Origin of the sequence: Nocardioides seonyuensis (assembly GCF_004683965.1) — a bacterium.
Classification (GTDB): domain Bacteria; phylum Actinomycetota; class Actinomycetes; order Propionibacteriales; family Nocardioidaceae; genus Nocardioides; species Nocardioides seonyuensis.
This window is the reverse complement of record NZ_CP038436.1, coordinates 201,816-218,383: the sequence shown is the minus strand read 5'-3', so window position 1 is coordinate 218,383 and position 16,568 is coordinate 201,816. Positions and strand designations below refer to the sequence as shown.

At 71.4% G+C, this 16,568-nt stretch carries 16 protein-coding genes; 14 read left to right on the top strand and 2 right to left on the bottom strand.

The features are described 5' to 3' along the window. Window positions 1-2: 2 nt before the first annotated feature. Window positions 3-239, bottom strand: a complete 237-nt coding sequence (locus EXE58_RS01060; protein ID WP_135266172.1) for an Lrp/AsnC family transcriptional regulator — start codon at window positions 237-239, stop codon at window positions 3-5. Between the two features lie 77 nt (window positions 240-316). Between EXE58_RS01060 and EXE58_RS01055 the strand changes: the two genes are divergently transcribed. Then, window positions 317-1,267 carry a thiamine-phosphate kinase gene (locus EXE58_RS01055; protein ID WP_135266171.1) on the top strand — a complete coding sequence of 317 codons (951 nt, stop codon included), beginning with the start codon at window positions 317-319 and terminating at the stop codon, window positions 1,265-1,267. 74 nt (window positions 1,268-1,341) lie between these two features. Here the strand turns inward: EXE58_RS01055 and rpmB are convergent, their stop codons facing one another. Then, window positions 1,342-1,527, bottom strand: a complete 186-nt coding sequence (gene rpmB, locus EXE58_RS01050; RefSeq protein WP_129473193.1) for a 50S ribosomal protein L28 — start codon at window positions 1,525-1,527, stop codon at window positions 1,342-1,344. Window positions 1,528-1,737: 210 nt separating this feature from the next. Between rpmB and EXE58_RS01045 the strand changes: the two genes are divergently transcribed. From EXE58_RS01045 to EXE58_RS00980, 13 genes are all read left to right on the top strand, one after another. After that, window positions 1,738-3,384, top strand: coding sequence for a DAK2 domain-containing protein (locus tag EXE58_RS01045; RefSeq protein ID WP_135266170.1), 1,647 nt, complete (start codon window positions 1,738-1,740; stop codon window positions 3,382-3,384). Continuing rightward, window positions 3,385-5,595, top strand: a complete 2,211-nt coding sequence (locus EXE58_RS01040; RefSeq protein WP_135266169.1) for an ATP-dependent DNA helicase RecG — start codon at window positions 3,385-3,387, stop codon at window positions 5,593-5,595. 2 nt (window positions 5,596-5,597) lie between these two features. After that, complete coding sequence (gene rsmD / locus EXE58_RS01035; RefSeq protein ID WP_135266168.1) at window positions 5,598-6,158, top strand: 16S rRNA (guanine(966)-N(2))-methyltransferase RsmD; 561 nt, start codon at window positions 5,598-5,600, stop codon at window positions 6,156-6,158. Between the two features lie 30 nt (window positions 6,159-6,188). After that, window positions 6,189-6,674 (top strand): pantetheine-phosphate adenylyltransferase, encoded by a 486-nt coding sequence (coaD, locus tag EXE58_RS01030; protein WP_135266167.1) that lies wholly within the window; start codon window positions 6,189-6,191, stop codon window positions 6,672-6,674. A 91-nt stretch (window positions 6,675-6,765) separates the two neighbouring features. Further along, complete coding sequence (locus tag EXE58_RS01025) at window positions 6,766-7,329, top strand: YceD family protein (RefSeq protein ID WP_135266166.1); 564 nt, start codon at window positions 6,766-6,768, stop codon at window positions 7,327-7,329. Between the two features lie 61 nt (window positions 7,330-7,390). Next, window positions 7,391-7,576, top strand: coding sequence for a 50S ribosomal protein L32 (gene rpmF / locus EXE58_RS01020; RefSeq protein WP_090972061.1), 186 nt, complete (start codon window positions 7,391-7,393; stop codon window positions 7,574-7,576). Then, window positions 7,518-8,288, top strand: coding sequence for a ribonuclease III (gene rnc, locus EXE58_RS01015; RefSeq protein ID WP_425271667.1), 771 nt, complete (start codon window positions 7,518-7,520; stop codon window positions 8,286-8,288). The genes rpmF and rnc overlap by 59 nt, the downstream gene beginning before the upstream one ends. Continuing rightward, window positions 8,272-9,135: a bifunctional DNA-formamidopyrimidine glycosylase/DNA-(apurinic or apyrimidinic site) lyase gene (mutM, locus tag EXE58_RS01010; protein WP_135266164.1), complete on the top strand. Its 864-nt coding sequence runs from the start codon at window positions 8,272-8,274 to the stop codon at window positions 9,133-9,135. Before rnc ends, mutM begins: the two co-directional genes overlap by 17 nt. A gap of 83 nt (window positions 9,136-9,218) precedes the next feature. Beyond that, window positions 9,219-9,416 (top strand): hypothetical protein, encoded by a 198-nt coding sequence (locus tag EXE58_RS01005; RefSeq protein WP_135266163.1) that lies wholly within the window; start codon window positions 9,219-9,221, stop codon window positions 9,414-9,416. Between the two features lie 71 nt (window positions 9,417-9,487). Next, the gene (locus EXE58_RS01000) at window positions 9,488-10,732 is read left to right on the top strand and encodes an MFS transporter (RefSeq protein ID WP_135266162.1); all 1,245 of its coding nucleotides are present in this window, start codon (window positions 9,488-9,490) and stop codon (window positions 10,730-10,732) included. A gap of 110 nt (window positions 10,733-10,842) precedes the next feature. Continuing rightward, window positions 10,843-11,328 (top strand): DUF1707 SHOCT-like domain-containing protein, encoded by a 486-nt coding sequence (locus EXE58_RS00995; RefSeq protein WP_135266161.1) that lies wholly within the window; start codon window positions 10,843-10,845, stop codon window positions 11,326-11,328. A gap of 176 nt (window positions 11,329-11,504) precedes the next feature. Further along, window positions 11,505-15,263 (top strand): chromosome segregation protein SMC, encoded by a 3,759-nt coding sequence (gene smc / locus EXE58_RS00990; RefSeq protein WP_425271666.1) that lies wholly within the window; start codon window positions 11,505-11,507, stop codon window positions 15,261-15,263. An 840-nt stretch (window positions 15,264-16,103) separates the two neighbouring features. Continuing rightward, window positions 16,104-16,562 (top strand): acyl-CoA thioesterase, encoded by a 459-nt coding sequence (locus EXE58_RS00980; protein ID WP_244242367.1) that lies wholly within the window; start codon window positions 16,104-16,106, stop codon window positions 16,560-16,562. The last annotated feature ends 6 nt before the right edge of the window (window positions 16,563-16,568 follow it).

Genomic DNA, 16,568 nt, shown 5'->3' with positions numbered 1-16,568 from the left:
GGTCAGATGTGGACGACGGGGCAGGTCAGGGTGCGGGTGATCCCGGAGAGGTTCTGCACCTTGGAGACGACCAGCTTGCCGAGCTCGTCGACGTTCTTGGCCTCGGCACGGACGATGACGTCGTAGGGGCCGGTCACGTCCTCGGCGAGGGTGACTCCCTTGACCTGGGCGATCTCGCTGGCCACCTCGGCGGCCTTGCCGACGTCGGTCTGGATCAGGATGTAGGCCTGGACGACCATCGTGGACTCCTCGAGCTCGGCGGGTGGGTCGGACCCGGCCAAACCTACCGGAACAGGCGATCTGGTGGGATGGGCGCATGGTCCTTCCTCCCGACGCCACCCTCGCCGACGTCGGCGAGTTCGGACTAATCGCCGCCCTGGTCGAGCAGTTCGGCACCGACGACCAGGTCCTGGTCGGGCCGGGCGACGACGCCGCGGTGCTGCGGATCCGCCACGGGCACGTGGTGGTCTCGACCGACCTCATGGTCGAGGGACGCCACTTCCGGCGGGACTGGGCCAGCGCGGAGGACGTCGGCCACCGCGCCGCCGCCCAGAACCTCTCCGACATCAACGCCATGGGCGGGCGAGGGACGCACCTCACGATCGGGCTGGCGGCCCCGGCCGACCTCCCCGCCGCCTGGGCGCTCGACTTCGCGCGCGGCTTCTCCCAGGAGTGCGCCGAGGTCGGGGCCACGGTCGTGGGCGGTGACCTGACACGGGCCGACCAGGTCGTGATCTCGGTGACCGTCCTGGGCCGGTGCACGCAGGCCCCGGTCCTGCGCTCGGGAGCCCAGCCCGGTGACGTGCTGGCGCTGGCGGGTCGCCAGGGCTGGGCCGCGGGGGGACTGGCGGTCCTCGGCCGCGGCTTCCGGTCGCCGAGGGTCCTCGTGGAGGCCTACCGACGTCCGCGGCCTCCCTACGCCCAGGGCCAGGCAGCCGCGGAGGCGGGCGCCACAGCACTGATCGACGTCTCCGACGGACTGCTCGCTGAGGCGGGGCACGTCGCCGTGGCCAGCGGCGTGGCCATCGACGTGCGTCGTGACGCGTTCGAGGTCCCCGAGCCGCTGCACGCCGTTGGTGCCGCCCTGGGCGCGGACCCGATGGAGTTCATCCTGGCCGGCGGCGACGACCACGCGCTGCTCGCCACGTTCCCCGGCACCGGCTCGGTCCCCGAGGGCTGGCAGGTAATCGGTGCCGTCGCCGAGGGGGAGGGCGTCACGGTCGACGGGGCGTCGTACGACGGCTCCACCGGCTGGACCCACTTCTGACGCGCCTGCTCCCGGGAGCAAAATGCGAAGACCCCGCCGCGGATCGCGGCGGGGTCATCGACGAAGACGTCAGGTCAGCGGGTGACCTTGCCGGCCTTGAGGCAGCCGGTGCAGACGTTGAGGCGCTTGGGCGTGCCGTTGACGGTGGCCCGGACGCGCTGGATGTTGGGGTTGAAGCGACGCTTCGTGATCTTGCGGGACCAGGGACGGTTGTTTCCGAAGCCCGGCTTCTTGGCGCAGATGTCGCAGACGGCAGCCACCGTGCACTCCGATCCGTTCGAGGGTGATTGAGGATGAGCCCCGCGCTCGGTCGTGAACCGATGGCGAGCACGAAGGCAACCGCGCAAGAGTAGCCGAGAGGCGCGCGCTGCATGAAATCGCAGCCGACGCCGGACCGGGCACTAGCCTGTGCCTCGCCACACCCTGGCATTCTCACAAGCTGATCCGATTCCTGGGAGAACACCGACGCGATGGAGCTGGTCAACCACGGCATCACGGTGGAGTCCCTGGTCAGGTTCGCCGACGTCGCCACCGATGCCCTGCTGGCGGCCCGCGAGGAGATCGACGCCCTCAACGTCTACCCGGTGCCCGACGGCGACACCGGCACGAACATGTTCCTCACGGTCTCGACCGCCCGTGACGAGCTGCGCCAGGCGCTGGCAGCCGATGCGGACCTCGACCTGGCCGCGGGGATGACCCTCCTCGCACGTGCCGCACTGCTGGGGGCCCGCGGCAACTCCGGGGTCATCCTGAGCCAGATGCTGCGCGCGTTCCTGGGGCGGGTGGCCCAGGTCGGAGCCGCGGGCGAGAGGCGTGCCGAGGTGGTGGCGGCGGCCATGGCCGCGGCGACCGACGCGAGCTACGCCGCGGTCGGCTCGCCCGTCGAGGGCACCATCCTCACGGTGGCGCGCGCCGCCTCGGACGCGGCCACCGAGGCCGCTGCCACCCCGGACGCCCGCGCCGGGGACGTCTTCACCGCCGCAGCCGCGGCCGCCCGCTCTGCTCTCGAGCGCACTCCCGAGCAGCTCCCCGTGCTCGCGCAGGCGGGCGTCGTCGACGCCGGCGGTCGCGGCCTCTGCGTCGTGCTCGACGCTGCCGAGCAGACCTCGACGGGCCGCCGCCCGCGGCCGGTGCCCGCGTCCATGGTCACCCGCCAGATCCCGGTCGCGCTCCCCACCGACGACCTGACCGCCGACGGCCCGGCCTACGAGGTGATGTACCTCCTCGACGCCGACGCCGACGCCATCGGTCCTCTGCGCGAGTCGCTCGCCGCGCTCGGAGACAGCCTCGTGGTGGTCGGCGGCGAGGGGCTGTGGAACGTCCACGTCCACGTCGACGACGTCGGTGCCGCGGTCGAGGCCGGCATCACCGCCGGCCGGCCCCACCGCATCCGGGTGACCCACTTCGCCGAGCAGGTCACCGCGGCTCGCCGAGCCTCGACCCGCTCGACCCGCTCGGGCCGCAAGGTCGTCGCGGTGTCCGCCGGTCCCGGACTGACCTCGCTGTTCGAGTCGGTGGGAGCCGTCGTCGTCCCCGGTGGACCCGGAAGGCGGCCGTCCACCGGCGTCCTGCTCGAAGCGATCCGCGCCTGCGGTGCGGCGGAGGTCGTGGTCCTCCCCAACGACGCCGACTCGGTGAGAGCAGCCGAGATCGCGGCCCACACCGCCGAGCACGAGCACGACGTCCGGGTCGAGGTCATCCCCACCCGTGCCCAGGTGCAGGGACTGGCAGCCGTGGCGGTGCACGAGCCGGGGCGGGCCTTCGACGCGGACGTGCGCGAGATGACGGCAACGGCACGGCACGTGCGCCACGGCGCCGTCACCGTGGCAGCCCGACAGGCGATCACGATGGCCGGGCCGTGCGAGCCGGGCGACGCGCTGGGGGTCATCGCCGGTGACTTCGCCCTCGTCGGCTCCGACCTCTCCGACGTCGCGAACGAGATCGTGGATCGCCTTCTTGCCGGCGGTGGCGAGCTGGTGACCATCGTGGCCGGGGAGGGTGGCGACGACCTGGCCGCGACCACCGCCGCCCACGTCGAGGAGCGCCACGCCCACGTCGACGTGGTGGTGCACTCCGGTGGCCAGGACCGCTACCCGTTGCTGGTGAGCGTGGAGTAGATGGCGGCGATCACTCCCGAGAGCCCCGTCGCGGCGGTCTTCGGCCGGCAGCACCAGAAGCGCAAGCTGGTGGAGGACGGCCTCGGGCTGCGCACCGTCGGCGACCTGTTGCGCCACTTCCCGCGCCGCTACATCGCCTCGACCGAGCTCTCGCAGGTCGGCGACCCGGTGGTGGGCGAGCAGCTCACCGTCGTCGGTGACGTGGTGGCGGTCAAGGTCGCCGACTTCTTCCGCAACAACCGGAAGAACTTCCGTACAGAGATCCGCGTGCGCACGGACGGGCCCGAGTTCACCTGCACGTTCTTCAGTCCCTACGCCAACCACGCCGAGAAGCTGGCGGCGGAGTTCCCGGTCGGGACCAGGGGGGTGTTCACCGGCAGGACCAAGCTCTTCAACGGCTCCTGGCAGCTGGAGCAACCCCACGGCCAGGCCTTGGGAGGTGACGACGACGCCAGCACGATGAGCCGGCTGATCCCGGTCTACCCGCTCACCCACAAGCTCTACTCCTGGGACCTGCAGAAGGTCATCCGCGCCACCCTCGACCTGGTCACCGATGTCCCCGACGTGTTCCCACCCGACCTGCGCGAGCGTTACGACCTCGTCGGGGTGATGCAGGCGCTGCGGTGGATCCACGGACCGGACGAGTGGAGCCAGCTCGGGGCCGCGCAGAAGCGGTTCCGCTTCGAGGAGGCCCTCGTCCTGCAGCTGGTGCTGGCGCGCCGCCGGGCGGTCCTGCGTGCCCGCGGTGCCCAGGCCCGCCCCCCGCGACCCGACGGGCTGCTGGCACGGTTCGACGACCGGCTGCCGTTCGAGCTGACGGCCGGCCAGCGCCAGATCGGAGAGGTGATCGCGGGTGAGCTCGCACAGCCCCATCCGATGAACCGCCTGCTGCAGGGCGAGGTCGGCTCGGGCAAGACCCTGGTCGCTCTCCGCGCGATGCTCCACACCGTCGATGCCGGGGGACAGGCAGCCCTGCTCGCACCTACCGAGGTGCTCGCCCAGCAGCACCACCGGTCCATCACGGCGATGCTCGGCGACCTCGCGCAGGGCGGGATGCTGGGTGGCGACGACGAGGGCACGTCGGTCGTCCTGCTGACCGGCTCGATGGGCAAGGCGGCTCGTCAGGAGGCGATGCTGCGGATCGTCTCCGGAGAGGCCGGCATCGTGATCGGCACGCACGCCATCCTGGAGACACAGGTCGAGTTCGCCGACCTCGGCCTGGTGGTGGTCGACGAGCAGCACCGCTTCGGCGTGGAGCAGCGCGCGGCCCTCACGGACAAGGCGGGCTCCCCGCCCCACGTGCTCGTGATGACCGCGACGCCGATCCCGCGCACCGTGGCGATGACCGTCTTCGGCGACCTCGAGACCTCGGTGCTCACCGAGCTGCCGGCGGGGCGCGCGCCGATCCAGACCAACGTCGTACCGCTCGCCGAGCAGCCCACGTGGATCGGTCGGGTGTGGGAGCGGGTGCGTGAGGAGGTGTCCAAGGGCCACCAGGTCTACGTCGTCTGCCCGCGCATCAGCGGCGACACCCGCGAGGAGGGCGGGCTCGACGAGTCAGACCTCGACGAGGAAGGACACGAGATGAAGCCCCAGCGGCCCCTCGCGGCGGTGGAGGACGTCCACGCCATGCTCGTGGAGGGACCCCTGTCCGGGCTCCGGGTGGCTGTGCTGCACGGCCGCCTCCCGTCCGACGAGAAGGACCGCACCATGCGCAGCTTCGCTGCGGGCCAGGTCGACGTGCTGGTCTCCACCACGGTGATCGAGGTCGGTGTCGACGTCCACAACGCCACCGCGATGGTGCTGCTCGACGCCGACAGGTTCGGGGTGTCCCAGCTCCACCAGCTCCGCGGTCGCGTCGGCCGAGGTGGCTTCCCCGGACTGTGTCTCCTGGTGACGCACGCCGAGCTCGCCAGTCCCGCCCGCGATCGGCTCGACGCCGTCGCCTCGACGACCGACGGTTTCGAGCTGAGCAGGATCGACCTCGAGCAGCGTCGTGAGGGCGACGTCCTCGGCGCCAGCCAGTCCGGGCTGCGCTCCGGACTGGTCAGCCTGCGCGTCCTGCGCGACGAGAAGACGATCCTGCGCGCGCGGGAGGCGGCCGAGGAGCTGCTCGCGGAGGACGCCGGGCTGTCCCGCGCACCGGACCTGGCTGCCGCTGTGCAGGAGGTTGAGCGCTCGACGGCGTCCGCCTTCCTGGAGAAGGGCTGAGGATGACGCGGATCATCGCGGGCAGGGCCGGGGGGCGGAGGCTCGCCACACCACGGGGGACAGCCACCCGTCCGACGAGCGACCGTGTCCGGGAGGCGCTGTTCTCGGCGATCGAGTCGTGGTGCGGCTCGCTCGACGGACTGCGCTTCCTCGACCTCTACGCCGGATCGGGAGCGGTGGGCCTGGAGGCCTGGTCGCGCGGCGCCGGTGCGGTCACCCTGGTGGAGCACGACCGCCGTACGTCCTCGCTCATCCGCACCAACGCCAAGGAGCTCGGGTTCCACGCCGCCCACGTCGTGACCGGCACGGTGGCCACCGTGCTGGCGGCCGCTCCGGCTGCTCCCTACGACGTGGTGTTCTCCGACCCGCCCTACCCGTTGGACGACGGGTCCGTGGCGGACGACCTCGTCGCGCTGGTCTCCCAGGGCTGGCTCGTCCCCGGCGCCCTCGTCGTGGTCGAGCGCTCCTCGCGCAGCCCCGAGCCGGCCTGGCCCCCGGGCATCGACGGGGCCCGGTCCAAGAAGTACGGCGAGACCGCGCTTTGGTACGGTCACGCCACCTGAGTCCGCCTCGCCTACCCGTCAGGAGACTCCGTGCGTCGTGCCGTCTGCCCCGGCTCCTTCGACCCGGTCACCAACGGACACCTCGACATCATCGAGAGGGCCGCGCGCCTCTTCGACGAGGTCGTCGTGGCCGTCGGTGCCAACATGTCGAAGAACCGCCTCTTCGAGCCCGACGAGCGCATCGCCATGCTCGAGGAGGTGACCGCCCACCTGCCCAGCGTCCGAGTGAGCGGCTTCACGGGACTGATCGTGGAGCTCTGCCAGGAGATCGACGCGGTCGCGATCGTCAAGGGCCTGCGGGGCTCGGTCGACTACGAGTACGAGCTGCCGATGGCCCAGATGAACCGCCACCTGACGACCGTGGAGACGGTGTTCCTGCCCGGGGCCGTGGGCAACGCCTTCGTGTCCTCCAGCCTCATCAAGGAAGTGGCTGGTCTGGGTGGCGACGTCGCGGGCCTGGTGCCCGAGCCGGTGCGTGCGCGACTGGTGGAGCGCGTGAACCGGCAGCGCCAGTGATCCGGGGGGTTCCACGACCGCGTTTTGCTGCGCCCGACCCCGACGGATACGATTCTCTGGTTCTGTACGTGTCCGGAATCAGGAGTTCGTCTTGACCAGCCTGGACCCGAGGGCGCCGCTCGTGCTCGACACACGCGAGCTCGGCCGCCGCCCGGGGTCCCAGCGTGAGGTCGAGCTCACGGCTCCGGCGCCGTCAGAGCTTGGTATCGAAGTCCTCCACGTCCCCGAAGGGTCGCCGGTCACGCTCGACCTGCGCCTCGAGGCGGTCATGGAGGGTGTGCTGGTCACGGGCACGGCCTCGGCCGTGCTCGAGGGTGAGTGCGTGCGGTGCCTGACGCCGATCGACGACGAGATCGTCGCGAGGCTGCAGGAGCTCTACGTCTACCCCGACCAGCACGACCGGGCTGCGGAGCACCACGACCGTGACCTGGACGACGAGACCAGCCGGCTCGAGGACGACCTGCTCGACCTCGAGCCGCTGCTGCGGGACGCGGTGGTGCTCGCACTGCCGTTCCAGCCGCTGTGCGAGGACGACTGTCCGGGGTTGTGCGTCGAGTGTGGAGCACGACTGGCGGACGACCCCGACCACGCACACGAGGCGGCGATCGACCCGCGGTGGGCCGGGCTCCAGCAGCTCCAAGCAGACCAGGACTAGACAGCATCAACCACCTGCTCCGGCGGACCAGCCGAGGCAACCAAGGCAACAGGAGACAATCATGGCTGTTCCGAAGCGGAAGATGTCGCGCAGCAACACGCGCCACCGCCGGTCGCAGTGGAAGGCCGTGGCCCCCACGCTCGCCACCTGCGCCAACCCCGCCTGCGGTGCCAAGCACCTGCCGCACCGTGCGTGCGGCCAGTGCGGCCAGTACGGCGCGCGCGCCGACCGCCGCCAGGTCCTCTGATCCCGCTCCACTGAGCACGGAGGCGCTTCGCAAGGAGCTCGGAGATCCGGTCCTGGATCCCGAGCTCCTCGAGCGTGCCCTGACGCACCGGTCGTTCGCCTACGAGAACGGCCAGATCCCGACCAACGAGCGCCTGGAGTTCTTGGGTGACTCCGTCCTCGGGGTCGTGATCACCGAGACGCTCTACCTGGCACACCCCGACTTCTCCGAGGGTCGCCTGGCGAAGCTCCGCGCGGCCGTGGTCAACGCTCGCGCACTCGCCGACGTCGCGCGCACCATCGGCCTCGGCGCCCACATCAAGCTGGGTCGCGGCGAGGAGACCACCGGGGGTCGCGACAAGGCCTCGATCCTCTCCGACACTGTCGAGGCGGTCATCGGAGCCATCCACCTCAGCGGCGGGCTCGACGAGGCCGCCAAGGTGATCCACCTCCTCTTCGACCCGGTGATGGAGGCCGCGTCCTCGATGGGTGCCGGGCTCGACTGGAAGACCTCCCTCCAGGAGCTGTCCGCCTCGCTGGGACTGGGCGTCCCCGAGTACGTCATCGAGGACGAGGGCCCCGACCACGCGAAGTCCTTCGTCGCCCGCGTCCGCGTCGGCGACCAGCTCCTGGGCAACGGCGCCGGGCGCTCCAAGAAGGAGGCCGAGCAGGGCGCCGCCGAGACGGCCTACCGCGACATCAGGGCTCAGCAGGACGGTGCCGGAGCTTCCTGAGGTCGAGGTCGTGCGTGCCGGCCTCGAGCGGCACGTCGTCGGCACGACCATCACCGGCGTCGAGGTCCTGCACCCGCGGCCGGTCCGGCGCGATCCCCGGGGCTCGACAGGTTTCGTCGCCGCGATGACGGGGCGTCGTATCGATGCCGCACGTCGTCGCGGCAAGTACTTCTGGTTGGCGCTCGCCCCCGAACCCGGCCAGGCGGTCGGGGACGCCCTCCTGGGTCACCTCGGCATGAGCGGTCAGATGCTCGTGCAACCCGTGGGAGCCCCCGACGAACGCCACCTGCGGGTGCGCTTCAGCCTCGCCCCGCAGTCGTGGGAGCTGCGCTTCGTCGACCAGCGGATGTTCGGCGGGCTCCTGGTCTCCGACGGCGGCGCCGAGCTGCCTGCCGAGATCGCCCACATCGCGCGCGACCCGCTCGACCCGGAGTTCGACGACGCCGACTTCGTGCGGCGCGTGCGACGCCGTACCTCCGGCATCAAGCGCCTGCTCCTGGACCAGGGACTCGTCTCGGGGGTGGGCAACATCTACGCCGACGAGGCGCTGTGGCGCGCGCGGCTCCACTTCGAGCGCCGGGGCGACCGGCTCCCGGTAGCGAAGGTCCGAGAGCTGCTCGAGCACGCACGAGCGGTGATGGGGGAGGCGCTTCACCAGGGCGGGACCTCCTTCGACGCTCTCTACGTCAACGTCAACGGCGAGTCGGGCTACTTCGACAGGTCCCTGGACGCCTACGGCCAGGAGGATGAGCCGTGTGCGCGTTGTGGCACCCCCATCCGGCGAGTGGCGTTCATGAACCGGTCCTCCTACTTCTGCCCCCGCTGCCAGCGGCGGCCGCGGGATTGACCTTGCAGCCCCCGGGGTGGGACTCTGGGAGACGGCTCGGCCGAGCCATCTCCACTGCACGTGCTCCACACGAAAGGCACTCCATGGCCAAGGCGCTGATGGGCCATCTGCACAGCGACCTGCGAGACGCCGCGACCCTCTCCTCGGAGAACCGTCGCCTGCGCGCCCGCGTGAAGGACCTCGAGGCGCTCGTCCTGCGCCTCCAGGCGGAGAATGACCGGCTCGCCGCTGCGGCGCGCACGGACGCACCTCTGTCGCTCGAGGACCTCCAGCCCGCCTGATCCCCCCTCAGGGACGGCGCTGCGAGAATTCACGCGACCCCGGGTTCGCCGCGGGGTAGCCTCCCGACCTTGTGAGCCGGCTGATCGAGTCCCTGGTCCCGAGCCGGCTCGGCACCTCCTTCCGCTGGCTGCTGGGCTCGGCCTGGACCTCGAACCTCGGCGACGGCATCGCGATGGCGGCCGGCCCCCTGCTGGTCGCCTCGCAGACCGATGACGCGCGCCTCGTCGCCCTGGCCGCCCTGCTCCAACGCCTGCCCTGGCTGCTCCTTGCCCTCTGGGCAGGGGCCGTGGCCGACCGGGTCGACCGGCGACTGCTCGTGGTGGCCGGAAACCTTGCGCGCGCCGCGGTGCTGCTGGTGCTGTGCACGACGATCGCGACCGGCGAGGTCTCGGTCGCGGTCGTGCTCCTCACCATGCTCGCCCTCGGTGTCGCGGAGGTCTTCACCGACACGACCGCCTCCACCCTCACGCCGATGCTCGTCGAGAAGGCCGACCTGGGGACGGCGAGCACCCGTATGCAGGCGGGCTTCCTGACGGTCAACCAGCTCGCAGGCCCCCCGGTCGGAGCGTTCCTGTTCGCCGCAGGCATGGCGTGGCCCTTCGTGACACAGCTCGTGACGATGGTGCTGGCCGCGATGCTGGTGAGCCGCATCTCGATCCCTCGCGGCAGCGTGCGGCCGGACACCGACAGCCACGTCCGCCAGGACATCGTCGAGGGGCTGCGGTGGGTGCGCGACCACGCCGCGATCCGAACCCTTGCGCTGGTCATCCTGACGTTCAACATCACCTGGGCAGCACCGTGGGGGGTGATGGTGCTCTGGGCGCTCGACCGCGTGCACATGAGCGAGGTCGGCTTCGGGCTGCTCACGACTGCGTCGGCGGTCGGGGGCGTGCTGGGGACGGTGTCGTACGGCTGGCTCGAGCGGCGCTTCGACCTGGCCACCTTGATGAAGGGCTGCCTGCTGCTGGAGGTGCTCATGCACCTGGTCCTGGCGCTCACCACCGTCCAGTGGCTGGCGTTCGTTACCATGTTCGGCTTCGGCGCCTACGCCTTCGTCTGGTTCAACGTCTCGCAGGTGGTCAGGCAGCGGGCCGTGCCGACGGAGTTCCAGGGCCGCGTGGCCTCGGTCTACCTGATGGCGGTCTTCGGCGGCATGGCGATCGGCCAGGCGCTCGGCGGCTTCATCGCCGAGCACTGGGGGCTGGCCGCCCCCTGGTGGTTCGCCTTCGTGGGGTCGGGCATCACCCTCGCGCTGGTGTGGACGCGGTTGGCGCACATCGCCCACCCCGACGAGGCCCCCGCCGAGGTCACCTGAGGCGGGAGGCGCTGGAGGACGTGCTCGGTCGCTGTCGGCCCGGCACTCGACCGTGTCACCGAGTCCGCGAAGTCGCCACGCAGGGGCCGGGAGGGGCCTAGCCTTGGCCCATGAGCATGCCGCACGGCGCGCCCGGAGCGGGCGACGAGGCCTACCGCCACTGGCTGCGATCGCAGAGCGAGGCAGACGCCGCCCAGGACTCGCTCCTCGCCTCCGACACCGAGCGCGACCAGGTCTGTCGGCGGTTGGCATCCGCGTTCAGCGAGGGCCGGATCACCTCCGCCGAGCTCGACGAGCGCACCTCGCAGGCACTGATCGCGCGGACGCATGGCGACCTCGACGCGGTGTTGCGGGGTCTGACCGTCCCGGCGGTTCCCGCTCGACCCATGCCGCCGGCTTCCTTCGGCTACGCCCCGCCAGCCGCGCGGGTCCCGAGCGGCGTCAACCCCCGGATGGTGTTCTGGATCGTGTGCTTCTTCATGGCGCCGTCCCTCCTCACGGGGCTCCTCGCGCAGGGGCCCACCGGGCTTGTCCCGGTCGTGATCCTCGGGCCCATCCTCTACCTGGTCTACCGGCGCCTCTACCCGCGCACCTGAGCGTCCACACCACCGGCGCCGACTCCCGGCCATCGCCCACACCGACACCGGCCGCGAGGTCCCCACGCCGGCCACGGGCTGACCTAGGCTGGCGGGGCTGGGCTTCCCCGTCACGGCGTCTGAGAGGATGCCGCGTCCAGCCGTCGACCAGCCGCGTGAAGAGGGAGCGCTCTGCCTTGTATCTCAAGAGCCTGACGCTGAAGGGGTTCAAGTCCTTCGCGTCCTCCACGACGCTCCAGCTCGAGCCCGGCATCACGTGCATCGTCGGGCCCAACGGTTCGGGCAAGTCCAACGTCGTCGACGCCCTGGCGTGGGTGATGGGCGAGCAGGGTGCCAAGAGCCTGCGTGGCGGCAAGATGGAGGACGTCATCTTCGCCGGGACCAGCGGTCGTCCGCCGCTGGGTCGCGCCGAGGTCCAGCTGACCATCGACAACACCGACGGTGCTCTGCCGATCGACTACTCCGAGGTGACGATCAGTCGCACCATGTTCCGCAACGGCGGGTCGGAGTACGCCATCAACAACCAGTCCTGCCGGCTGCTCGACGTGCAGGAGCTGCTCAGCGACTCCGGCATCGGGCGCGAGATGCACGTCATCGTCGGGCAGGGCCAGCTCGACTCCATCCTCCACGCGACCCCCGAGGACCGGCGCGGCTTCATCGAGGAGGCCGCCGGTGTCCTCAAGCACCGCAAGCGCAAGGAGAAGGCGCTCCGCAAGCTCGACTCCACCGACGGCAACCTCACCCGTCTCGGCGACCTGCTCAGCGAGATCCGGCGCCAGCTCAAGCCGCTCGGCCGACAGGCCGAGGTGGCCCGCAAGGCCGCGACCGTCCAGGCCGACGCGCGTGACGCGAAGGCGAGGCTCCTGGCCGACGACCTGGTGACCGCCCGGCGTGCGCTCGAGCAGGAGATGTCGGACGAGTCGCTGCTGGTGAAGCGGCGCGAGCAGGTGGAGGCCGAGACCGCCACCGCCCGCGAGAAGGAGTCGCGGCTCGAGGCCGCCCTGCGTGAGGACCTGCCACGGCTGGCAGCAGCCCAGGAGACCTGGTTCGCCCTCTCCGGTCTCAAGGAGCGGCTCCGCGGGATCCAGTCCCTGGCCGGCGAGCGCATCCGCAACGCGGCCGGCGCCGCAGAGCCCGACGGTGTCGACTCCGGCCGCGACCCCGACGAGCTCGAGGCCGAGGCCGAGCGCGTGCGCCTCCAGGAGCAGGAGATCGGCGCCCAGGTCGAGGAGCACCGCACGACACTTGAGTCGGCGGTCGCCGCCCGCCGCGAGGCCGAGGACGCAGCCGCAGAGGAGGACCGCAGGATCGCGGGCCTCCAGCGGGCAGCCGCCGACCGCCGGGAGGGGCTCGCCCGGCTGGCCGGGCAGGTCAACGCCGTGAAGTCCCGGGCCGAGGCCGCCGACGAGGAGATCCGACGACTCTCGGAGGCGCGCGAGGAGGCCCTCGCGCGTGCCGAGCGCGCGCAGGCCGATTTCACCGCGCTGGAGACGCGCGTGGCCGGCCTGGACGCCGGCGAGGAGGGGTTGGACGAGGAGCACGAGGCGGCCGTCGGCCTCCTCGACGACATCGAGGAGAAGCTCGCGACCGCCCGGGAGGCAGCTCAGGCGGCAGATCGTGACCGTGCCGGCCTCGTCGCCCGACGGGACGCGCTCGAGATCGGCCTGAACCGCAAGGACGGCGCCGGCGCCCTGCTCGCCGCCACCGACAGGGTCGGCGGCATGCTCGGCTCCGTGGCTGCTCTGCTGGACGTCCAGCACGGCTACGAGGCAGCCGTCGCGGCAGCGCTGGGCGCCGCGGCCGACGCCGTCGTCGTGACCGGTGCCGACGCGGCGGTCGGTGCCATCGAGCACCTCAAGGGCGAGGACCTGGGTCGCGCCGGGCTGCTCGTGGGGGGTGGACCGGCGGAGGACCGCGACTGGCCCGGGCTGCCGAGCGGGACGCCGTACGCCCTCGACGTCGTGCAGGCTCCCGCCGAGCTGTCCGGCGCGCTGACCCGGCTCCTGCACAAGGTCGCCGTGGTGGACGACCTCTCATCGGCGCGTGCCCTCGTGGGTGAGCTCCCCGACGTCACCGCAGTGACCCGCGAGGGGGACGTGATCGGGGCCCACTACGCAGCCGGTGGATCGTCCAGCCAGCCGAGCCTCATCGAGGTCCAGGCAGCCGTCGACGAGGCGACGAGCCAGCTCGCCGAGGCGACCGCCACCACCGAACGGCTCGGCTTCGAGATCTCCCGGCTGGAGGCCCAGCGGCACGACGCCCTCAAGCGCGTGGACGTCGCGCTGGCCAAGCTCCACGAGTCCGACGCCACGCTCGCCGCCGTCGCCGAGGAGCTCGGCCAGCACGGCTCGCAGGCGCGTGCCGCCCGTGGAGAGGCCGACCGCCTCGAGCGCAGCCTGGCCGCGGCGCGCGAAGCCCGCGAGAAGGACCAGGCCGGCCTGGCCGACCTCGAGGCTCGTCTCGGTGCGGCTCAGGAGGCGCCCGAGGAGGACCCCGACGTGAGCGAGCGTGAGCGCCTCGTCGAAGCGGCCAGGGCGTCGCGCCAGGGCGAGATGGACGCCCGCCTCGCGCTGCGCACGGCCGAGGAGCGAGCGCGAGCCCTCCACGGCCGCGCCGACTCCCTCCTACGAGCAGCCGCCGCCGAGCGCGAGTCGCGTGCCCGCGCCGCCGAGCGCCGTGAGCGACTGATCCGTGAGGGTCGTGCGGCCGAGGCAGTCGCCTCGGCCGTCGGGTTCGTGCTCCACCGGCTCGAGCGCTCGGTGATGCTGGCGGCCGACGAGCGGGCGGCGATCGAGGAGTCCCGGCAGGGTCGCGAGCAGGAGCTCATGGCGGTCCGCGCGTCGCTGCGCGACCTGGCGCGTGAGCACGACGAGCTGGTCAACTCCGTCCACCGCGACGAGATGGCCCGCACCCAGCAGAAGATGCGCATCGAGCAGCTCGAGGAGCGCGCTCTCGAGGAGCTGGGACTCGACCCCGACGGCCTCGCCAACGACTACGGCCCCGAGACGCTCGTGCCGTTCTTCGGAGAGGTCGCCGAGGGGGAGGAGACACCCGAGCCGGTCCCGTTCGTGCGTGAGGACCAGGTCAAGCGACTGCGCTCGGCCGAGCGAGCACTGGCGATGCTGGGGAGGGTCAACCCGCTGGCGCTCGAGGAGTTCTCCGCGATGGAGGAGCGACACAAGTTCCTCACCGAGCAGCTCGAGGACCTCAAGCGCACCCGCAAGGACCTCCTCGACATCGTCCGCGAGGTCGACCAGCGCGTGGAGCAGGTCTTCACCCAGGCCTACGAGGACGTCTCGAAGGCCTTCGACTCAACCTTCGCCCGTCTGTTCCCCGGGGGTGAGGGCCGCCTCGTGCTGACAGAGCCGGGCGACATGCTCAACACGGGCATCGAGGTCGAGGCCCGTCCGGCGGGCAAGAAGGTCAAGCGACTCTCGCTCCTCTCGGGGGAGAGCGTTCCCTGGTCGCGGTGGCGTTCCTCGTCTCCCTCTTCAAGGCGCGCCCCTCCCCGTTCTACATCCTCGACGAGGTCGAGGCCGCCCTCGACGACACCAACCTGGGTCGCCTGCTGGAGATCTACGAGGAGCTGCGCGAGAACTCCCAGCTCCTCGTCATCACCCACCAGAAGCGCACGATGGAGGTCGGTGACGCGCTGTACGGCGTCACCATGCGAGGCGACGGGGTGTCCGCTGTCATCTCGCAGCGCCTGCGCGACGCCGAGCCGGCCTGAGCCGACCCGGCGACGCGGCCAGGCCGTGCGTCACTGGACGGTGATGGCCTGGATCATCGAGTCGCTGGCGACCGCGTTGATGCGGTTCCCGGCGACGAGCGGGGCCAGGAACACGCTGGGCGCGCTGAGGCCTCGCAGCGTCAGGGTCGCCGGCCCGGTCGTGGTGATCTGCTTGGTCATGTCGACCATCGTCGTCCCCTGGTAGATCCCGGCCAGCACCACCAGGAACGCCGCCTCGGCCTCGCAGGAGGCCAGCTCGCTGGCGACCTGCGTGCCGTTGAGCATCAGCTGGCCGCGGGCGTAGAAGTAGGGCTGGTTGGGCGAGGGGTCCGCCGGGGTCGCTCCGTCGCTGCCGTCGTAGGTGCAGAAGACGGGGATCCGCGCGCTGACGAGGTACTTGCCCGCCTTGGGCAGCTCCAAGGTGACCAGGTCGGTGGGGGTCGTCTTCTCGATGTCGGTGCTGCCGCCTGCCTGGGTCCCCTCGAAGTACTCACCTCCAGCCGCGGCGACGATCTGCGCCACCGAGAGTCCCCCGAGGGTGCTGGCGTCGTCAAGGTCGGTGCGCAGGGTGCCCGCAAGCTCGCCGGCGCCGACCTGGCCGTCGGCGATGTCGGCCCCGGTGACCTGGCCGTCCGCGATCGCGGCGGAGTCCACGGCGTCGTCGGCCAGCTGCTTGGCCTTGACGGCGTTCTTCGTCACGTCCTTCGCCTTCACCTGGCCGTTCTTGATGTCGACGCTCTTGACCTGGCCGTTCTTGATGGTCTTCGAGATGACGGAGTTCTTGGGGAGCACCGTGGCGGCATAGGCGCCGGTGCTGCAGGCGACGACCAGGGCCAGAAGCGCCACGATCATCGACGGTGTCGGCCGGTAGCGGCCGTTCTCACGAGTGGTGGACATGAACGGATCCTCCTGTTGATGGATGAAAGCCGTCCTGCGTGCGCGGGGGTTCACGCGCAAGGCTGCAACCGTCCAGAGTTCTCCTCCACGTCGACCACGGCAAGGTGGTCTGGACCGATCGCGCAGCCCTGCGTGGCACGATGCGGCGGTGAGCGAACGTCAGGCCCCCCGTCCCGTCCGATCCGACTACGTCGCATGGCGCACGGCGACCTCCCGATGGCGTGACGACGACGCCTACGGGCACCTCAACAACGCCACCTACTACGAGCTCTTCGACACCGCGGTCAACGCCCACCTGTTCGAGGCCACCGGGACCAACGTGCGGCTGCTGCCGCAGATCGGGGTGGTGGCCGAGACGTCGTGCCGCTACTTCCGCGAGATCGGGTTCCCTGAGCCGATCGAGATGGGCCTGGTGGTCGACAAGGTGGGCACCAGCTCCGTGATCTACCGCATCGGCCTGTTCCAGGGCGAGGACGACGAGGCGGCTGCCGAAGGACGCTTCGTGCACGTCTACGTCGACAACACCCGCGGCCCGGGGGACCGGCCGGTGACTCCCATGCCCGAGGAGATCCGGGCCGCGGTGGAGCCGCTGCTGCGCACGACCTGACCGGCT

What these genes read in the sequence shown, in the direction of transcription:
- EXE58_RS01060 (WP_135266172.1), bottom strand. Translation starts at nt 239, where the DNA reads ATGGTCGTCCAGGCCTACATCCTGATCCAGACCGACGTCGGCAAGGCC.
- EXE58_RS01055 (WP_135266171.1), top strand. Translation starts at nt 317, where the DNA reads ATGGTCCTTCCTCCCGACGCCACCCTCGCCGACGTCGGCGAGTTCGGA.
- EXE58_RS01045 (WP_135266170.1), top strand. Translation starts at nt 1,738, where the DNA reads ATGGAGCTGGTCAACCACGGCATCACGGTGGAGTCCCTGGTCAGGTTC.
- EXE58_RS01040 (WP_135266169.1), top strand. Translation starts at nt 3,385, where the DNA reads ATGGCGGCGATCACTCCCGAGAGCCCCGTCGCGGCGGTCTTCGGCCGG.
- rsmD (WP_135266168.1), top strand. Translation starts at nt 5,598, where the DNA reads ATGACGCGGATCATCGCGGGCAGGGCCGGGGGGCGGAGGCTCGCCACA.
- rpmF (WP_090972061.1), top strand. Translation starts at nt 7,391, where the DNA reads ATGGCTGTTCCGAAGCGGAAGATGTCGCGCAGCAACACGCGCCACCGC.
- EXE58_RS01005 (WP_135266163.1), top strand. Translation starts at nt 9,219, where the DNA reads ATGGCCAAGGCGCTGATGGGCCATCTGCACAGCGACCTGCGAGACGCC.
- EXE58_RS00995 (WP_135266161.1), top strand. Translation starts at nt 10,843, where the DNA reads ATGAGCATGCCGCACGGCGCGCCCGGAGCGGGCGACGAGGCCTACCGC.